Source organism: Desulfogranum aggregans, from assembly GCF_055398265.1.
Genome location: NZ_AP042447.1, coordinates 3,197,607 through 3,215,610, shown reverse-complemented (window position 1 = coordinate 3,215,610; position 18,004 = coordinate 3,197,607). Strand labels below are relative to the sequence as shown.

14 protein-coding genes, 1 pseudogene and 1 riboswitch are annotated in these 18,004 nt (G+C 52.8%); of the genes and pseudogenes, 7 read left to right on the top strand and 8 right to left on the bottom strand.

The window, feature by feature from the left end:
* Positions 1-29: 29 nt before the first annotated feature.
* A riboswitch (cobalamin riboswitch) is annotated at positions 30-237 on the top strand.
* Positions 238-346: 109 nt separating this feature from the next.
* On the top strand, positions 347-1,225 hold the full coding sequence (locus ACZ52Z_RS14135) for a sirohydrochlorin cobaltochelatase (RefSeq protein ID WP_464267420.1): 879 nt from the start codon (positions 347-349) through the stop codon (positions 1,223-1,225).
* 908 nt (positions 1,226-2,133) lie between these two features.
* A complete protein-coding gene (locus tag ACZ52Z_RS14130) occupies positions 2,134-2,427 on the top strand; it encodes an antibiotic biosynthesis monooxygenase family protein (RefSeq protein ID WP_464267419.1) in 294 nt (97 codons plus the stop codon).
* 91 nt (positions 2,428-2,518) lie between these two features.
* Here ACZ52Z_RS14130 and ACZ52Z_RS14125 read toward each other — a convergent pair whose 3' ends face one another.
* The 3 genes from ACZ52Z_RS14125 to ACZ52Z_RS14115 all read right to left on the bottom strand — a co-directional run bounded on the left by ACZ52Z_RS14125 (position 2,519) and on the right by ACZ52Z_RS14115 (position 6,384).
* Positions 2,519-3,493 carry a hypothetical protein gene (locus tag ACZ52Z_RS14125; RefSeq protein ID WP_464267418.1) on the bottom strand — a complete coding sequence of 325 codons (975 nt, stop codon included), beginning with the start codon at positions 3,491-3,493 and terminating at the stop codon, positions 2,519-2,521.
* 72 nt (positions 3,494-3,565) lie between these two features.
* On the bottom strand, positions 3,566-5,965 hold the full coding sequence (locus ACZ52Z_RS14120; protein WP_464267417.1) for a hybrid sensor histidine kinase/response regulator: 2,400 nt from the start codon (positions 5,963-5,965) through the stop codon (positions 3,566-3,568).
* Positions 5,966-6,138: 173 nt separating this feature from the next.
* A complete protein-coding gene (locus ACZ52Z_RS14115) occupies positions 6,139-6,384 on the bottom strand; it encodes a hypothetical protein (protein ID WP_464267416.1) in 246 nt (81 codons plus the stop codon).
* A gap of 434 nt (positions 6,385-6,818) precedes the next feature.
* Here ACZ52Z_RS14115 and ACZ52Z_RS14110 point away from each other — a divergent pair, with 434 nt between their 5' ends.
* The 4 genes from ACZ52Z_RS14110 (at position 6,819) to ACZ52Z_RS14095 (ending at position 11,043) form a co-directional block, all read left to right on the top strand.
* Positions 6,819-8,540, top strand: coding sequence for a methyl-accepting chemotaxis protein (locus tag ACZ52Z_RS14110; protein ID WP_464267415.1), 1,722 nt, complete (start codon positions 6,819-6,821; stop codon positions 8,538-8,540).
* A gap of 160 nt (positions 8,541-8,700) precedes the next feature.
* A complete protein-coding gene (locus tag ACZ52Z_RS14105; RefSeq protein ID WP_464267414.1) occupies positions 8,701-9,192 on the top strand; it encodes a rhodanese-like domain-containing protein in 492 nt (163 codons plus the stop codon).
* 54 nt (positions 9,193-9,246) lie between these two features.
* Positions 9,247-9,771, top strand: coding sequence for a DUF2721 domain-containing protein (locus ACZ52Z_RS14100; protein ID WP_464267413.1), 525 nt, complete (start codon positions 9,247-9,249; stop codon positions 9,769-9,771).
* Positions 9,772-10,146: 375 nt separating this feature from the next.
* On the top strand, positions 10,147-11,043 hold the full coding sequence (locus ACZ52Z_RS14095; RefSeq protein ID WP_464267412.1) for a hypothetical protein: 897 nt from the start codon (positions 10,147-10,149) through the stop codon (positions 11,041-11,043).
* A 192-nt stretch (positions 11,044-11,235) separates the two neighbouring features.
* Here the strand turns inward: ACZ52Z_RS14095 and ACZ52Z_RS14090 are convergent, their stop codons facing one another.
* The 4 genes and pseudogenes from ACZ52Z_RS14090 to ACZ52Z_RS14075 all read right to left on the bottom strand — a co-directional run bounded on the left by ACZ52Z_RS14090 (position 11,236) and on the right by ACZ52Z_RS14075 (position 16,028).
* On the bottom strand, positions 11,236-14,403 hold the full coding sequence (locus ACZ52Z_RS14090) for an NAD-glutamate dehydrogenase domain-containing protein (protein ID WP_464267411.1): 3,168 nt from the start codon (positions 14,401-14,403) through the stop codon (positions 11,236-11,238).
* 190 nt (positions 14,404-14,593) lie between these two features.
* Positions 14,594-15,157: an NAD(P)H-dependent oxidoreductase gene (locus ACZ52Z_RS14085; RefSeq protein ID WP_464267410.1), complete on the bottom strand. Its 564-nt coding sequence runs from the start codon at positions 15,155-15,157 to the stop codon at positions 14,594-14,596.
* A 40-nt stretch (positions 15,158-15,197) separates the two neighbouring features.
* Positions 15,198-15,374 (bottom strand): annotated as a pseudogene (locus ACZ52Z_RS14080) (pirin family protein); the annotation flags it as partial.
* A 135-nt stretch (positions 15,375-15,509) separates the two neighbouring features.
* Positions 15,510-16,028 carry a MarR family winged helix-turn-helix transcriptional regulator gene (locus ACZ52Z_RS14075; protein ID WP_464267409.1) on the bottom strand — a complete coding sequence of 173 codons (519 nt, stop codon included), beginning with the start codon at positions 16,026-16,028 and terminating at the stop codon, positions 15,510-15,512.
* Positions 16,029-16,282: 254 nt separating this feature from the next.
* Between ACZ52Z_RS14075 and ACZ52Z_RS14070 the strand changes: the two genes are divergently transcribed.
* The gene (locus ACZ52Z_RS14070; RefSeq protein ID WP_464267408.1) at positions 16,283-17,002 is read left to right on the top strand and encodes a metal-dependent hydrolase; all 720 of its coding nucleotides are present in this window, start codon (positions 16,283-16,285) and stop codon (positions 17,000-17,002) included.
* A gap of 93 nt (positions 17,003-17,095) precedes the next feature.
* Here ACZ52Z_RS14070 and glyQ read toward each other — a convergent pair whose 3' ends face one another.
* Positions 17,096-17,962, bottom strand: coding sequence for a glycine--tRNA ligase subunit alpha (glyQ, locus tag ACZ52Z_RS14065; protein WP_464267407.1), 867 nt, complete (start codon positions 17,960-17,962; stop codon positions 17,096-17,098).
* Positions 17,963-18,004: the final 42 nt, after the last annotated feature.

The window sequence follows — 18,004 nt, the reverse complement described above, 5'->3', positions numbered from 1 at the left end:
TATTGACATTTCAATCCATACTCTGTAAAGCTGACGCTACAATTCAGGTGCCACGTTTGTGGTGAATAGGGAATCCGGTGAAAATCCGGAACGGGCCCGCCGCTGTAATCCTCTCTCTTGAAGCATACGCAGATTTCAAGAGAACTTTTTCAACCTTGTGTGCCACTGCTGCTCATGTGGGAAGGCCGTTGAAAGAGAAGGAAAAGTCAGAAGACCTGCCTGAAAACGTATTTATAGCTCCTCGTGGAAAAAGGGGCTTGCAGCGAGGGAATAACAGGGCATCCCCGGATCATTGTGATCCGGGGTTTTTTTTTGGGGCTTCAACAGAAAGAAAAAGGAGTGAAAAATGTTGAAATTGAGGATGTGTACCATCGTTTGTGTTGTGTGGTGTCTGCTTTTTGCCGGTCTTGGCATGGCTGCTCATCATGGAGAAGAGAAAGAAAGAAAAGTCGGAATACTGCTTGTCGCCTTTGGGTCCAGCGAACAGAGCGCCCAGGTATCTTTTGAAAACATAGAGAAGAAAGTGAAGGCAACCTATCCCAATATTCCGGTCAGATGGGCATATACTTCCCATATTATCAGGAAAAAGCTTGCCGGACAGGGGATCACGCTTGATTCGCCTAAAGTTGCGCTTGCCAAAATGGCTGATGAAGATTTCACCCATGTAGCTCTTCAGTCGCTGCACACCATCGGTGGGGCGGAATACCATGATTTACGTAAGGTTGTCGGCTCATTCAAGAACATGGGAGCCTTTGACGCCATTATTCTTGGCTACCCCCTGCTGGCAACCCAGAAAGACATGGATCGCACGGTTGACGCCTTGTTTGATATCATTCCCAAAGAACGAAAAAAAGACGAAGCTGTGGTCTTTATGGGACATGGGACGCATCACCCGTCAAACGCCTTTTATTCAGCGCTCAATTTTCAACTGCAGCTGAAAGATCCAAATGTTCTTGTCGGCACTGTCGAGGGGTACCCTGAACTTGATACCATCATCGACTTACTGAAGAAAGCTGAGGTAAAAAAAGTCTACCTCATGCCGTTCATGTCCGTTGCAGGTGATCATGCGAAAAATGATATGGCAGGGGATGAACCAGATTCATGGAAATCTATCCTGAGCAAGGAAGGTATGGAAGTAACAACGATACTCAAGGGAACGGCTGAATTCGACCAGTTTGTCCAGATATGGGTTGATCATCTTGACGGCCCGCTCAGCCACTTCTAAGAGGGCTCAATCCACCGTATACTGCAAAAACCCCCTGGAGTGTATCCTTTTCCAGGGGGTTTTTACGTATGCTGGTGGCAGAGCAAACACCACCAGCATCGTCCATTTACAGAGAAACCTCTTTGCCGTTCCCTTGGAATATTTTCCCAGGACCCAGGCAGTGCAGATGGTGATTGAACGATAGCGGGCAACTCCCGGAAATCAGCATGTCATGTCGACGGGTAGCGTTTATTTGCCGTTCGTTGATAAAGGAATTAGACAAGAGGAGCGATGACCGCCCAGACCTCTCCCTTTACCGTGCTTGGCCCGGCAGAGGAAGGGCATGGCCACCTCTTTTTTCTTCTAGTGAAACCAGGTTACACCGGTGAGGTTTTTTTTACCTTCTGTTCCAGAAATTTGATGAAATTGTCAACGGTTTGAGTTTGTTTGCTGCACTCAAACAGACTTTTCAAGCTCCATCTTTCAGCTTCATCGTAAATTTTCCACGTGTTTAATATCTTTTCATAATCAGCGTTGCGCATATTCTCTCCTCCGTCCGTACAGCCGATAGATATATATATTAGTAATATAATATTACTTATTTGGTGCAGGTGTCAAGCGTTGAATGTTTTTGGCAGGCACGAAAAGCACGTTGAGCTATCGGCACGGAGCAAGGGGAAGGGGTGGCGGCCAACCTTTCAAGCCGGGTATACGGTGCAGGTATGCGTTTGGAAAAGCAGTGCGATATTCCCTCATGGTGGGTATTTTTCTGTTACACTGCAGCCAACGGTAATGTAACCGCCGGATTGAATATTGCGTATTCCTCCATCCAGCCTTAGGATAGGCATGTATCTGTTTTGACATTGCTGTTTCCCACCGGCGGGAGAGAGCAAAATAACCTTTTTTTCAGCAAAAGGAGGGCGTCAGCCATGTATGTCAAGGTCATCAGTAGACGGGTGTTTCGCGTTTCACACAGGGAAAAGCTTGTGCCGCTGCTCAAGAGTCTGCGAGCGAGTGCTGAAAGACAACCGGGATTTATTTCCCGGGCGACCTTTTCAAAGTTAAATGATCCTGGTGAGTTCATTGTTATGAGTGAGTGGGAGACTGCTGATGACTGGGCTGAATGGATGGGTCGGAAAGAGGTAAGGGACATCCAGTGGCAAATTGATTCCCTGATTGGTGAGAAAACCTTTTTTGACGTATATAGAGAGGAGGACTTTTAACCGCATCCACCGGTTGCAATGCGGGGTGCCTCCTGCTCAGGCGTGCTAGACAGCGCAGCAGAGGGCGCCAGGGTATTGATCAGTCCCTATGCTATGCCGCATGGCGTCTGACAAGGGACCGGGAGATGGGATTCCAGCACCAGGTGGTAGCCGGGGTAAGGTGCACCCCGCCGAGCCACCGGTCGATGGCAACAGTATCCAGCCAATTGGTTCTACTTTCCAGGACATCGCGCCCGGTAGCAGTGATGGTCAACCGTTGTGCAGAATCCACCGGCAGAGTAATCTCCGTCCCTGTCGAAAGGGTCAGTAAGGGCGGATTGGAGCGGATAAAGTTGTGGAGCATTGTCTGGAAGCTCAGGTCACCCATAAACATTCGCTCTTCCATCTGCTGATTTGCTTCAAACACTCGACCGAAGCACTGTTCTCCTCCATGAATGATGCTCAGGGCCTGTTGCTCTGTGCGTGAGAGTCCGTTGGCCGTGGACGGATATTCCTCCAACAATCGTTCCACGGCCCCGGCAACAAATGGCAAGGGGGTACTGTCAGCATCCAGGAGCGCTTCCAGCTGATCAGGGGATTGCGAGCGGAATGCGCTCCAGTAGGCAGTGGCCAGCTCAAGGTGTTGCTCGGTCACCGTTTCTTCATGAACCATGAGCCCGTTGATTGCTTGCGGAGAGAGCATGCCCAGGTACTGATCGGTGCAAATGATCGTCAGCTCAATCTTACCCAGGACCCGATGGCGATGGAACCAGTCAAGTATCTGGAGGATCTGCAACTGATCATAGAGGTCGTGCTCAAACCAGAGAATGATTTTGTCGTGTGCATACCAGCCCTGAAGGTGTGCATCTCTGCGCTGAAAGTCTTTCGCCAGCCGCCGTGCATCACCCCAGTCCCTGCCGGTGAGAAACTGTGCCCGTAGCGTTGACAATGCTTCCAGTTCAAGACCTGAGGGCACCGGGCCTTCGTGGAGGACATCACGCCAGGGCAGAAAAGTACCCGGCAGTTCTGCCGCCTGCATAAGGTGTACGGTGTTGTCACCATTGGTAATGTGCAATATTTTCGTCATTTTTTTCCAATTCAAGCCCGCAGGAACAGAGACTGAATGATGTAAGATACCATTATTGATCAGAAAAACTGATTAAAGGCTGTGGCTGCCCACCAGGATTTCCAGATTGCTTTTTACGTCAGCGAGCTGAAAGGGTTTGGCAAGGAATCCGTCCGGGATGGCGTCGCTGTTGTTGGTAAAGGAAAAATCTGTTTCCGCGTAGCCGCTGCAGAGCAGGATAGGGACCGCAGGCGCAATATTGCGGATGACTTCCATGGCCTCTATACCGTTCATTACCGGCATGGAAATGTCCATGATGATGGCTGTGCACTGACCATCCAGCTTGAGCACCTGGTCAACCGCTTCTCTGCCATTGGTGGCCGTATGGACCGTGCAGCCGAGAATAGAGAGGAGGTTTCTCCCGACCTCAAGCACGATGGGGTCGTCGTCCACCAGCAGGATGTTGCCGGTCATTTTGCGTGGCGCGGCTTCGACCCTGCCAGCACGAGCAGTGGCAGGTTGTTCGGTTGCGGATGCCAGGGGCAGCAGCATTCGTACCGTTGTGCCTCTGTCAGGGGTGCTTTTTACAGTAATGGCTCCGCCATGTGCCTGTACGATTCCCGATGCCAGTGCCAATCCCAGTCCGCGGCCAACAAAGCGGGTGCTGTAAAAGGGCTCGAATATTCGGGCTAAGTTGTCCGGACTGATGCCATGACCGGTATCCGTAACCTGGCAGTAGGAGAATAGGCCATCGCAGATACTGCTCCCCTGGAAGAGAAGGGGGAGGGCGTCGGTGGTGACATGATCGATACCAAAGGTAACTGTGATCGAGCCCGTACTCTGCTCAAGGGCCTCAAAGGCGTTGAGCAGAATATTTTTAATGACTTCTTTTATCTGCTCCTGATCAACGGAACAGTATATTGGTGCAGTGGGCGGAACAATGGTGAGCACTCCCGATTGCTGATACGTGTCCGGAATTGCCTCAGCAGATTCATGGACCAGATTGTAAAGGGCAGTTGTATGTGGTTGCGGTGGGTTTTGGCCGACATAGCTGAGCATCATCGAACCAACTTGCGAGGCCTCTTTTGCCGAGGTGAAGGCGTCTTTGCTCATTCTGTAGGCATCGGTGGTTTGCGGCAAGAGCATGGTGAGCAGTTCCAGATTCCCCTGTACGCCGTTCATGGCATTATTGAAACGGTGGGCAATGGAAGCCGCCATGTTTTTCAAGCTGGCAAATTTTTTCAATTGTTCTTGCTGCTGCAGGGTTTTCAGGCGTTGCTGCTCCTGGTGTTTTTGCTGAGTTACATCTCGAAAAATCGCCATGGCCGACAGGGTTCCGTCGGGATTGGTAATCGGGGTGGCGACAATCTCCACAAACCTTCCCTGAGAGACTGTTGCCAGGTATTTGACTTTTTCTCCCTGCTCAATCACCTCTGGTAAACGGCAATGGGAACAGGGGCTGCTTTGCCCCATGATGAGCCGGTGACATCTTTCGCCCTGCTGGTGGCCATACCAGGCGGTAAGGGTAGCATTCATCTCGCGAAGACGATAATCGGCGTCGATTATGCCGACCCCCATGCCTATATCGTCAATGGCAGCGATGTAGCGTTGCAGCTGCTCCTTGCTCTGCCGCAAAGCTGCTTCCGCTTGCTTGCGAACACTTATTTCCTGGCGCATAACCCTGTTGGCCTCGGCGAGTTCGCTGGTACGTTCACGAATGATCCGATCCCGGTTGACTATCTGTTCCTGGTGATCGTCTTCGATGGCCTCTGCCCGTTCCACCAGTTTCCTGATGCCCGGGAGATTGCGTAGAGCGCTTTTGGCAAGGCGGGAGAAAAGACCAGGCTCTTGGTAGCGAATGGTAAAATCCCAGATGGCCTGACTGTCTTGCGTGGGAGCCGTCGGGCCTGGATCGATACACTCCAGATCGACGGAGACGTTTTTTGCCCCTGACAGCCGGGCATAGGAGGCAAAGCACCCGGCATTCCATTGCATGGTAAATGCATTGGTCATCACCCCTGGGTTGTGCAGGATACGGATTTTGACCAATCCTTTGTCGAGCTCCCGGATGAGGTACTGTTTGGTCCGGTTGTATTTGGCCGCCTCTTTGGATACTTTCAGGGCAACTTTGCGCGTTCCCAGTAAAGGCATGCCGAGGGCGGTGACAATCATGGGTTGGGTCGCATACATGGAGCTGCCAATTTTGAAGCCCAAACGGGGGTCTGGAATCTGCTCCTGGATCAACTGGTGGAGAGTGAGAACAAATTGGTTGGAAAACCAGTATCTGGGATTCTTCAGGTGCGCCTGCGACAGCTCCTCAATCGCCCCGGTTTGCAGATTCTCCACATAGCAGGAGTATTGGCTATGGATTCGAGCGAGCAGTGCCTCAATATTTAGTGTCGGATGATGGGTCTCAAGGTATTGCACAAGCCAGTAAGTATTGAGGGCAGAGACCTCTCTGGGCATGGGGGAAGGGGAGGGGGTGGCAACCATTGTATGCTCTTTCTCTGCGGGTGGCACTGCGATATTTGCGTTCCTGCTCCGGCAACGGGTAATGAGGGAAAGCCGGCGAGTGTACTGGGGGCAATACTGTCAAACACACAGCCTGCTTGCTGCTTTGGTTTTATCCCCCTGGCAGCGGCCGGAGGAGGTGCGGGCACGTGTCCTTACTCCTTACTTCCCTGAGAACTAGGGGGAGTGCTGACCGCTGGTGTGTCCTGATCGGTTTTGTCCCGCTGTTGCTGCTGGTTAACGTTTTCTTCAAAGGTATCGACACCGGTATGGGGAAACCAACTGTCATCGGCCCAATCCTTTTCCTGGATATTGTTCATGCTCGTCCCTTGTCGTCTGGATGCTTCACGTGCAACATTGGCGGTGGCCAGCACGTTGTTGGAGGGAAAGGTTCGGCGCACAGGCCATGATGCACCGGTGAAGGTAAAAAAAATTATTCAAATATCAAACTGATGCATGTCAACTATCTCCATCCCTCTTTTTCCCTTGAATGAATTATCTCCTTTTCTGGGCACTCTCAACAAAAAAAATTGACAATCGTAAAAAAAGGCCACTTGCTGGACAGAAAGTGGTGTGCTGCTACAATAGAAGCAGTCATTTCTAACGGAATCAGTGAAAGCAAAGTGTCTGCGTTTTACCTGTTGTTTGTTCTCTGGAGAAAAAAGAGCCAGTGGACAAACGCAGACTCATCGAGTCTCCCTGCGCGGCGCACTTCTCCGGTTGGTAATGTATTGATGTACTCCGCTACTACCAGGGACGTTGCCACCTGGAAGGTGTCCCGCTGGAGAATGCTCACTGGTGCTGATTATAACCAAAAAATACAAAGGAGCGTACCATGCTGAATACATTTTCGGTAAAAGGCCGCATGCTGCTCATTATTGGGGCAATACTGGTCCTTTTTGCTGTAATGATTGCGTTTACCCTACACCTTTCCGACCGGATCAAAGAGTTGGGGGTTGAAAAAACCGGAGAGATTATGCTGGCCGACCAACAGCAGAAGCTCCAGGTGGCAGGGCACTCAATAGCCCTGGCCCTGGCCAGCGCCATCGAGGGGGTATCCAGCCCTGAAGAACAGATAGAGATAATTCGCAAGGGAATTGACACAATCCGGTTTGAGGAGGACAAGTCCGGCTACTACTTTGTCTATAATCAGACAACCAATGTTTCTCTGCCACCGAAAAAAGAACTGCAGGGCAAGGACCTGGGGGAATTAAAAGACCCGAACGGTGTGTATATTGTGCGGGAAATGTATAAGAAGGCATCTGCCGGAGGTGGTTTTGTCGAGTACATCTGGCCCAAGCCCGGAGCCGGAGACGTGGCCAAGCTCAGTTATGCGGAGATGATTCCCGGCACCTCCATGTGGGTGGGGACAGGGGTTTATCTGGACAATATCACCCGCAGCCAGTCGGTCATGGCCGAGGAGATGACCAATCAGGCCAAAAAGAATATCATCTACATGCTGGTTGTTGCCGGATTGATTTTTGCTGGCATTATTACCCTGAGCATGGTTATCGCTTTTGGGCTGGTGCGCGGCTTGAAGATGATGGTCGCCAATTTTCAGGATATTGCCGAGGGCGAGGGTGACCTGACCCGACGCATCCAGATACACTCAAGAGACGAGATCGGTGAACTGGCCAGCTGGTTCAACCTCTTTATCGAAAGGCTCCAGCATATAATCCGCCAGCTGACAGACAACGCCACCGGTGTTACCGCCAGCTCGGACCTTCTGTTGGGTATTTCCGGAAAACTCTTGGAAAATTCAACCGATACCTCCCAACGGGCCACCAATGTCGCCGCCGCTTCCGAGGAGATGAGCGCTAATCTGGGAAGCGTGGCTGCAGCCATGGAAGAGTCGGCAACCAATGCCAATATGGTCGCAGTGGCCGCCGAAGAGATGAGTTCGACCATCAGCGAAATCGCTGAAAATGCCGAAAGGGCGCGGGGCGTTTCACTTGAAGCGGTCCACCAGGCAAAAACAGCATCCGGCTCAATGGATGAACTGGGAGCTGCAGCCAGTAAGATCGGGCGTATGACCGAAACCATCACTGAAATTTCCGAGCAGACCAACCTCCTCGCACTCAATGCCACCATTGAGGCTGCCAGAGCGGGGGAGGCAGGCAAGGGGTTTGCGGTAGTTGCCAATGAAATCAAGGAGCTCGCACGGCAGACCGCCGATGCAACCTTGGAAATAAAGACCCTGGTTGATGCCGTGCAAACCACCAGTGACAAAACAGGCAACGGTATTAATCGTATCACCGAGGTGATTGAGGGTGTGCATGAAACCGTCGGGTCCATTGCCACGGCCGTTGAAGAACAGACCGCAACCACCCGGGAAATTGCGGAAAATATTGCCCAGGCCAGTCAGGGGATTCAAGAGGTTAATGAAAATGTCTCGCAGAGCTCTTCGGTTGCGGCTGAAATTACCCGTGATATTGCCGAGGTATCCGCAGCTGCGCACAGTATCTCTTCGGGCAGCAAAGAGGTTGAGGATAACGCCCGCAGCCTGTTGGAGAGTGCAACTGGGCTCAATGGCATTGTCAATAGCTTCAAGGTGTAGGTGATGGATGCGACAGCTCTTATCACCTGCTCGGTGAGGAGAAAAAGGTAGCGCCGCCAGCCCCGTCCTTGCCTTGACATCTCCCCAAGGGCTATACACAATGTAGGAAATAGAGGACGGGCGAATTATCCATTATGCCAAATGCTGTGGAGGAAACACCATGTTTAACGGTAAAATGCTGGCAATGAGTCTGCTGTGGGTTGCCATTCTTGCCTTTCAGACGCAGGCGGGACAACCTCCGTGGATGGATACCCCTACAGGAAAGCTTGTTGAGGAAGCGCGCAAGGCAACCAAACAGGTTTCCATTGCCGAGCTGAAAAAAGTATTGGATGCAGATGAGGACGTGACCCTGCTCGATGTTCGTACCCCAAGGGAATACGAGGCAGTGCACATCCCTGGTGCCGTCAATGCTCCGCGTGGGTTGCTTGAGTTCAGTATCTGGTCGCTCATTCCGGATACGAACGAGAGAATTTATGTCTACTGCAAGTCCGGTGCACGGGCGGCCCTTGCTGCCAGGCAGCTCAACCAGTTCGGTTACGCCAATGCAATGGCTATTGATACGGGCATGACCGAATGGGCCCGGTCCGGCTATCCGGTCCAGACCTCTATTACCGACGAGCAGATTATCCTGCTGCAGGCAGAGGAGGAATAAATGGCATCAAGTGGTTTTCGTCCGTTACCGAGTTATTGAGGAACAGCAAGCTGTATGGATATTGTCGCTGGTTCGCAGAGCCTCCATTCCAATCCGTTCATTATCCTGACCTTCATCGTTGCCCCAGCTATTTTAACCAATGCTTCGGCGCTTATGGTATTGAGCACCTCCAATCGTTTTGCCCGGGCCATTGATCGGGCACGGGAGCTGTCGAGGCAGATTGAGGAGGCGCGGCGAGCAAGTGACCTGGTATTGCTTGATCGGATCGACGCAGAGATTCGCAAGACGGAAAAACGGGCAGTGCTGCTGCTGCAGGCTACCCGCTCATTTTATTTTTCCCTTGGCGGCTTTGCCTTTGGTGCTGTCTTATCTTTGCTCGGGGCGGGGTTGGTCAGTCTGCATATAGAGCAGTTGAACGGGATATTTGCCCTCACTGCCGTGAGTGCGGTGTTCATGGCTGTGGGTGGTCTGGTGCTCGGCTCCATACTGTTGTTTTATGAAACAAGAATTGTTGTCGGCATCCTGCAGGACCGTATTCAACGACTGGACAAGCAGCACACAGCGGAAACCATAGTCTAGTGGTGCAGCAGGAACAAAAACGGGTCCCCCTTTTCTCTACTGCCGGAATCAGTGACCATGCAGAGCGTGCTCTATGTATCAGTTTGTTGAGAGACAGATATTTGCAGTTGAATGAACAAAACGACTCCGGCTCACCAGGCCGCCCTGAATCTGCACGGCGTTTCCACCGCTCACGGATTCAGATAAATACCCTGCGTACTGCCGAGCGCAAGCCAGCGGAGTTGGTGCGTGCAATCGTAACTTGCCGGTATAATACCACTATGCCGAATAATATGAAAAAAGTACGATAAAACATTAACATTTGATGTGAAGACGCCGAAAAGATAAGGGTATGAACAGCAACCGCGTCCACTCCAATCAAGGAATGCAAACAGCATGAATACCCACTCTCCCCTTCCAGGGATCGCTTCCCGGCAACACCGGATGTCCGGCCTGCAGAGTGCCCAGAATGTACAACAGCAAACCTTCGCCTACCAGGAACGGTTGCAGACGGGAATCGTTCTCCAGACCAGCGAGGGGGATCAGGTTACCTTGAATGCCAGCAGTTTTTCCGAGCTGGATGCCTTTGCATACAACCGGACAGGGGTTGTGCGGACAGAAGATGGGACGTCGATAACCCAGGTCCACCAGCGGGAGATATCCCTGGCGTCGGGGCAACGTTTTGCCTTTAGCGTAGAAGGGGACTTGAGTGAACAAGAGCTCCAGGATATTGAAGCGCTTCTGAGCGGTCTTGACCAGGTTATCAGCGCCATGCGCAAAGGCGATGTCGATAGCGTCGTGCAAAGGGCCCTTGACCTCGGCGGCTTAGACTCCCTTTCCTCCTTTGCGGCAGATATCCGGTATCATCGTTCCTATGCGGTGGAGTCAACCGTTGCCCGCCAGGCAACAGGACCGGTAGGAGGGGGATTTGTCCCTGGCGAGTCAGGCATGTCCCATTCCAGGCAGGACGCTGAGCCTTCCATCGACCTGGATACGCTTTTTGCGCATATCGAACAACAGCTGCAGGCCCACAAGGAACGGATGCTGGAAAAGGCCCAGGGACCGATCAACAGGCTGTTTCAGCACCATCTCGCCGCCATGGCAGGGGAAAGCGAGGAAAACCGGGAGGTCCTGCATGGGGTGGCTGCAATCCTGGAGGAAGTAAACGGACTCATCCAAGGGTTGACCATTCCTTCGCGTTTTGATGAACAGCTTTCCTCGGCTGAAGAGGAATCGACAGCAGCCCCTTCTCTCCCAGATTCTGGGGTACCCGCACCAGCACAGCAGGTCTGATACATACCCTTTCACCATCTTTCCCCCCCCCCCCCCCCGCCACGCAACATGCCAGCCTTGTGGCCGGTGTCTGCTGCACGGTTTTTTCTCTCTTTTAATCCTGACTGGTTACCGCGTATGCATTGAAGGTGCAGTGCGGCATTTCTGTCAGGAATTAACTGCTATGCAGCGAAGGCTCTGACGCTGACAGGTTCAGGGCCTGTCCATCACCTCGCGAAGCACTCCGGCCAGGTCGTTGTCTGCTGCCGCCAGAAACTGGTTCCACTCTGCATAGTTGGCGTAATAGGCGGTTGCAGCCAGCTTTTTGGTCAGAATCGCATTTCTGTAGGGTTGGATATCCGGTGAAGAGAGGGTTGCGATAATGTGCTCCCGGCCCAGCGTGGTGATCAGGACTTCCGGAGTGTAGGCTGCAATGGTCTGCCATACCAGGGTCTCGTCGCTGAGGATGGTCGCCAGGTGTGTCTCCAGCACTTCTTGGAAGGCAAAAATGGCCTCACTGGTGCTTTCTGAGAGTTCAAACAGCTGTTGTTTGTTGTCCCGGCGGTGAATGTCCAGCAGCATGGCTGTCTCGAGCCGTGCATATTCTTTAACCTGCAGCAGCACATCTTTGATTAAGGCGGTTCTGACAGCATTGTTCTCGAGCAGCTGGGTTTCGTATGCATCCTGAAGGAGAAAGGCGGTGAGGATTTCGGCGATGGAGCTGCTGTATACCCCCCCCTTGTTGGCGGTGGAGTCTTTGATGTGCTTGATGGAGGTTGAGGTGGCAATGAAGCGTCGGGCAGGATCATCGAAAAAGACATTGGCACCCTCGACAATGTATTCGAGCTCGGCAAACAAGGCATGAAACAGTTTGACATTGCTCTGGTTAATGGTGTCCTTGAGACCGCCGCACGGGATAAAGGCGCGGATATCGGCCTGGGCGACAAAGCGCCGGTTATCCGGTGTGGAGAGGAAGTGACGATGAAAGTAGGTGCCATCCTCGACCACGGTGCCGTCCGGCAGTCGGATATTGGCAGAGCCAACCGGTACTATGAAACCATTGCTGCTCAGTTTTTCAACAGGATAAGCAAGGGTATTGGCCCGTGGTGTGGTGTGGCGCATGAAGGCGATCTTGGTCAGTTCCTGCTTGTCCAGTCCTGCAGGGTCATACAGGACCGAGCCGCCGTCGATAATCAGGCATATTCGCCCCCTGTAGGATTGGATCTGGTTGGCTCCCAGGTCGCCGTCCGGTCCGCCGGTCATCATCAGGTTCAATTCTTCCTCTCGGGTGTCGAATGCGGCAATCAGGGTACGGAAGGTAGACATGACACTGGTGGTGGTCATGCCGCTGGTTGCTATTTTGCCACCTATATGCTGGTACACGGTGTCCATGTCCCTGGTGAGGACAACCGAAGTGCCGTTGAGATGGAGGTCCACCCCCTCATCTCCGCGGCCGTAGAGGGCAAAGAGATCGCCATTCTGCAGAAGACCGTAGGTGTCGTGGGGAATGCCGAAGCTTTTGCCGGTGGTCAGAGTTCTCCAGTAGGGGTAGCCTCTCTCCTTTCCTCGTCTGGCCACTTTGTCCATTAACAGGGCGGTCCCCTCATCGGGACCGAAAAAGATCATCTCGTTTTTGTCATAGTAGTCGACAATGGCGCTCCCTGGCATCATCAGGTCCATAATTCCCTCGGTATAATCCTGCAGGGCTTCCAGAGGGTAGCCTGTATAAAGGGGACGGGGTATCACCACTCCCTTGGAACCGCTTTCGCAGATGTCTTTATGCTTGAGTCGCTGGGCTTTCGGGCCCAGAGCGTAGTTGAGCAGGACCGCGTTGTCGAGTTCAGTTGCATAGTTGGCCAAGGAGACCCTGATCAGCCGGAGTCCTCCACGGGCAATGTCGGCCGCGCGCAGATGGGTGCCGCATGCATAGTGACCGTTGATGAAAAAGACGCCGTAAACAAATTGGCTGTACACCAGCGGATCAAGCACGGCATTATCAAAGCGAAAGGCAAAGGATCGCTTGGCCGGACAGTAGAAATTAGTCTTCAGGGTACAGGCAATCAGTTTATACATAAAGTGAAAGATCTCGTATCCCACGGGAAAATCAATGAACCGAGAGGCAAGCATGCGCTCGAATTGCTCGTATCGACGTTCGAGGTCAGCTGTACTTGGATGCTCTTTGCGTTGCGGATGAAAACGTTCTTCAAAAAGCGAATACAGGATCTGCACCAGATCCGGATGGTTGCAGACGGTTTCTTCGATCAGGGTATCGCCGTAGGTTGACTTATTGGCCCCGTGGATTCTTTTCGCAAAGGCGTCCTGGTGGTCGCGGCCGGCCAGGCTGCCAAGGATTTCCCTATCCGTGGCGTTTTCACTTTCCTGGTAGATGAACATATGGGTAAAGTCGATGGCGTTCCCGGCAAAAAGCATGGCCTGAAAGGAGAGCTTGTCCTCCAGGTAAAGCCTTTTGGCACCATTGACCGCCCAGGCAAGGTAAGAAGTCAGGTCGGCGGCAACGGTCTGTTCCTGGGAACGGGAGAGCTCTCCCTGGATATAAAGGGTACAGATGGATGTGGGAATACCGGTACCTCCGGAATAGTATGGCTCCCAATAGGCGCGAACCAGAATCAGGCCGTGGTCTGCAAGCAGTTTACGGAAGACGGGGAGTTGGGGACGGGCAAAGTCGCTTCTGAACATCAGGCGGGTTTCACCGGTCTGGGGCAGATTGAAAAATTCAATCAGGGGAAACACCGATGCCTCAGCCTGGAGGAGAAATTTTTCGTAGCGCTTGCGTGTCGGTTCAGGGGTACTGGCGTAGTCCTGGGAGATGTTGAACAGAAAACGGGACTCGGTAAACGCCTCGCGCGGCAGCTCCGCTACGGTCTGAGGACGTATGATATAAGTGTAGTACCTGTTTTTCGGACTGAAATAGTATTCGCGACGATGCCCCGAGATATAGGGCTCGAGTATGGATTCCATACTGTCCCGGGTCTCCTCGGTGGCGATTCGCACTCGTTGAATGTCGCTGCCCAGCTCAACGTCAAAATCAACATGAGCCACCCGCCCGTACAGTACAACCCGGTCGTCGATCCGTTTCACGCTGGTGGCAATGGATTGAAGCAAGTGAGCCAGTGCAGCCGGTTTGATATGCTCAAAAAAATAATTCGGTAACCCCAGATCGTTGAGCAGGATACCGGCAGCCATGTTGATGCAGTTTGCCGTAATCAACCCCTGGGAGGAAAGGTCGATCACCGCCTGGTAGAGGATACGCGGCGCCAGCCCGACCGAGACCGCCTGGTTGATGATGTCTGCACCGCTGCCGGGTTTAATCTCTTTGCCCTGCTCCGAGGACGTGGGGGGATGCTCCTGGGAAAAATGCATGCTGTTTACCCGAGTGTTGATATGGGGTGACTCCCCCGCTGCGAGCGGAGGGAGAATATGGTGGTTCCCGTGATTTTTGCAGTTCTGCAGGAGAAGGGCAAGTCTTTTGTGCCCGGTGACGGAAAGGGAGCGACCCGTAGCTGGAAAAGGTATGCCGGAGGCACAGAAAAGCCGCCGGCATACCTTGGTTTTATGCGGTGAATATTGCTGCGTCGCTAACCGCTTTGGCGGCCCGGGTGAGGTGAACGGCATGTTGTTTGGTCAGGCCGAGCACCTCTTCGCTGACGCCATTAGGGGTCATATCTTCATCAGCCGAACGACCGTAGGGCCCCCAGTGCAGTCCGCCTTTTTTATAGTTTTCGGTCATCTTCGGCAAAGGAACAAAGAGCATACCCATCTCAATAAAGTTATTGAGCATCGAAAGGAAGGCCACCTCCACTCCACCGCCAGCGCCGCCAAATCCCCCGCCGGAGGCAAAGAGGCCTACCACCTTGCCGTTCATCTTATTCTGCATCCAGAGGCCTGAACAGACAGTGTCGATCATTTTTTTGACCCGCCAGTCGACGCTGCCCATGTGCACAGGGGTTCCCACCAGTACTCCATGGCTTGCGGTAAAGTCGTCGGCTGTCACCTCTTCTGCCTTTTTCAGGACAACTTCGGCATCAGGAACAGTTTGAACACCTTCTGCCGCTGCATTGGCCATTTTTTCCGTACTCCCGAAGTCGCTTGCGTAAATAACCAGAATCCGTGTCATTGATGGTCTCCTCTGTGTAGGGAAAATAGGTTGATAGTATTCATATCTGGAAATAGGCCACCGGGGTGTTTCCGTGATTCCATTCCGACTGCTGGAGCACGGTTCCGGCGGTCATGCGCTGAACATCGTTTGCTCTGACGGCCTTGGTGTTGCCCATGGAATCCTTGTGGATCGTTTCACTCTGGACGACGATAGAGATGATTTCCATCTCGCGGTGGGGATGGCTCTGCCGAGCTCCGTCTGCGGCTTGACGATGTCATCGTTGAACGCCCGGAGGCTGCCAAGTTGCATATTGTTGGGGTCGTTGTATTCGCTAAAGGAAAAGAGCCAGTATGTATTGAGCCAGCCCAGATCACTGAAGTGTGGTTGTTGTTCGGGTAGGTTGTTCAGCATGGCCTGCTACCTCGGAAGGGTCGGATGGAAGGGGACCAATGCCCAATTTTTTCAACAGATCGCTCAGTTGTTGCAATTCCGCTCCACTAAGGCAGGACATCCGTTGGTGAACCTGCTCGGCATGCAGGGGAAATATCTTTTCTATCAGCGTTTTTCCTTTGTCCGTCAGGCTGATCACAGAATAGCGTCGATCCTTTCGGTCGCGCTCGCGCGTGACCAGGCCCCGGCGCTGCAGGTTGTCGATCACCATGGTGATGTTGCCGGCACTTTTCAGTATTTTTCGGGCGATGTCTTTTTGGCACATCGGTCCCAGGTGGTGCAGGGCTTCGAGGATGCCGAATTGGCTGATGGAAAGATCCTTTGCCGCCAGGTGACGATGAACAGCGGCTGATACCGATTCTGCTGCCCGCATGAGTTTGACAAAGGTGCTAAGCGTGGCCTTTCGTTGGTCGTACGGTGCAGGGGTGAAGTGATCCATGGTATCCGTCCTTATTAGTTTAATGTTAAACTATATCCTGCGCCGGCCTTGTCAAGGTAGAGAGGGCGGAAAAATCGCGGCTGCGTTTGTATAAACGAGCTCGGAGAACAGGACAGGTGGCGGTGTTGGGTAAGAGAATCATGGACAGTCGCCGATCAGAGGGGGTATAGTGGGCTGGTCTTCGTACGGTTGATGAGTTTCTCTGAAGGATTGCAAAGGAGATGGCCGATCAACAACAGTACTGATGCCTCCGTATGGAGGAACAATCCAACCAGGTACAGGAGGAGGAGATGGCAATAGAAGTGACGTGGCTGAGCCATTCAGCGTTTCAACTGGAAACTAATGGAACCACAATACTCATTGACCCGTTTATCACCGGTAACCCGCTCAGTCCGCTCAAGGCAGAGGAGGTGCAAGCCGACTATATCCTTGTCTCCCATGGACATGGAGATCATGTTGGTGATGCAGTGGAAATAGCTCGCCGTACCGGTGCGACGATTGTGTCAAATTTTGAAATTTGCAACTGGCTTGGCAGCCAGGGGCTTGAAAAGGTGCATCCACAACATATCGGTGGCGGTTTTGATTATCCGTGGGGAAGGGTGAAATTGACCATCGCCCACCATGGATCACAGTTGCCGGACGGTTCGTACGGAGGCGCACCGGCTGGTTTTCTGCTGACCATTGAAGGCAAGAATATCTACCATGCCTGCGATACAGGCCTGTTCTATGACATGAAGCTTATCGGAGAGGCGGGTATTGACCTGGCCATCCTGCCTATTGGCGACAATTTTACCATGGGCCCGGATGATGCGCTGCGTGCCGTTCAATTGATTGAACCCAAGCAGGTGATTCCCATCCACTATAACACCTTTGACGTGATCCGGCAGGATCCCGACGCATGGGCCGCACGCGTTGAGACAGCAACAAAGGCAAAGGCAACGGTGCTGAGTCCCGGAAAAGGGATAGTGCTGTAAGACCCCTGCAGTTAAAGGGAGGGAAGCAGCCACCGGGAGCAAAGGCTGAAACCGGTGGCTGTGGTAGAAGATCTGGCAGGGAACAGAGGCGGATTACTTGAGCAGAGGGTGGCCCATAGCCTCTCGCTGCTGCACATACTTTTGCGCGACTTGACGGGCCAGGTTGCGGATTCTGCCGATATATCGGGTCCGCTCAGCAACACTGATGGCCTTACGGGCATCGAGCAGGTTGAAGGTATGCGAGCATTTGAGGCAGAAGTCATAGGCGGGCAGGATCAGGTCCTTGTCCACCAGCTTGAGAGCCTCCCGTTCGTAATTATCAAACGCGGTGATCATATCCCCCACATTGGCCTCCTCGAAGTTGAAGGCTGAAAACTCCTTTTCCGCCTGATGGAAGATCTGTCCGTAGGTCACATGCTCATTCCACTGGATATCGTAGACCGAGTCCACCTTTTGCAGGTACATGGCTATCCGTTCCAGACCATAGGTGATTTCCACTGTAATCGGCTTCAGGTCGATGGAACCGGCTTGCTGAAAATAGGTGAACTGGGTGATTTCCATACCGTCCAGCCATACCTCCCAGCCAAGCCCCCAGGCCCCCAGGGTAGGTGATTCCCAGTCGTCTTCAACAAATCGGATATCGTGCTCAAGCAGGTCCAGACCGAACTGGCGCAGACTTTCCAGGTACAGTTCCTGAGAATCGGCGGGTGATGGTTTGATGACCACCTGATACTGGTAGTAGTGCTGCAGTCGGTTGGGATTTTCTCCATATCGACCATCAGTCGGGCGTCGAGACGGCTGTACATAGGCCGCTTTCCATGGTTCAGGGCCCAGGGCGCGGAGGAGGGTAGCCGGGTGAAACGTTCCTGCACCAACCTCCATGTCGTACGGCTGGAGAACGACACAACCCACAGAAGCCCAGTAACTGTTCAATGTCCCGATGATGTCTTGAAAATACATGGCAAAGAGAGTTTTCCTGTATTGATTGTTGTAAAAAGATGG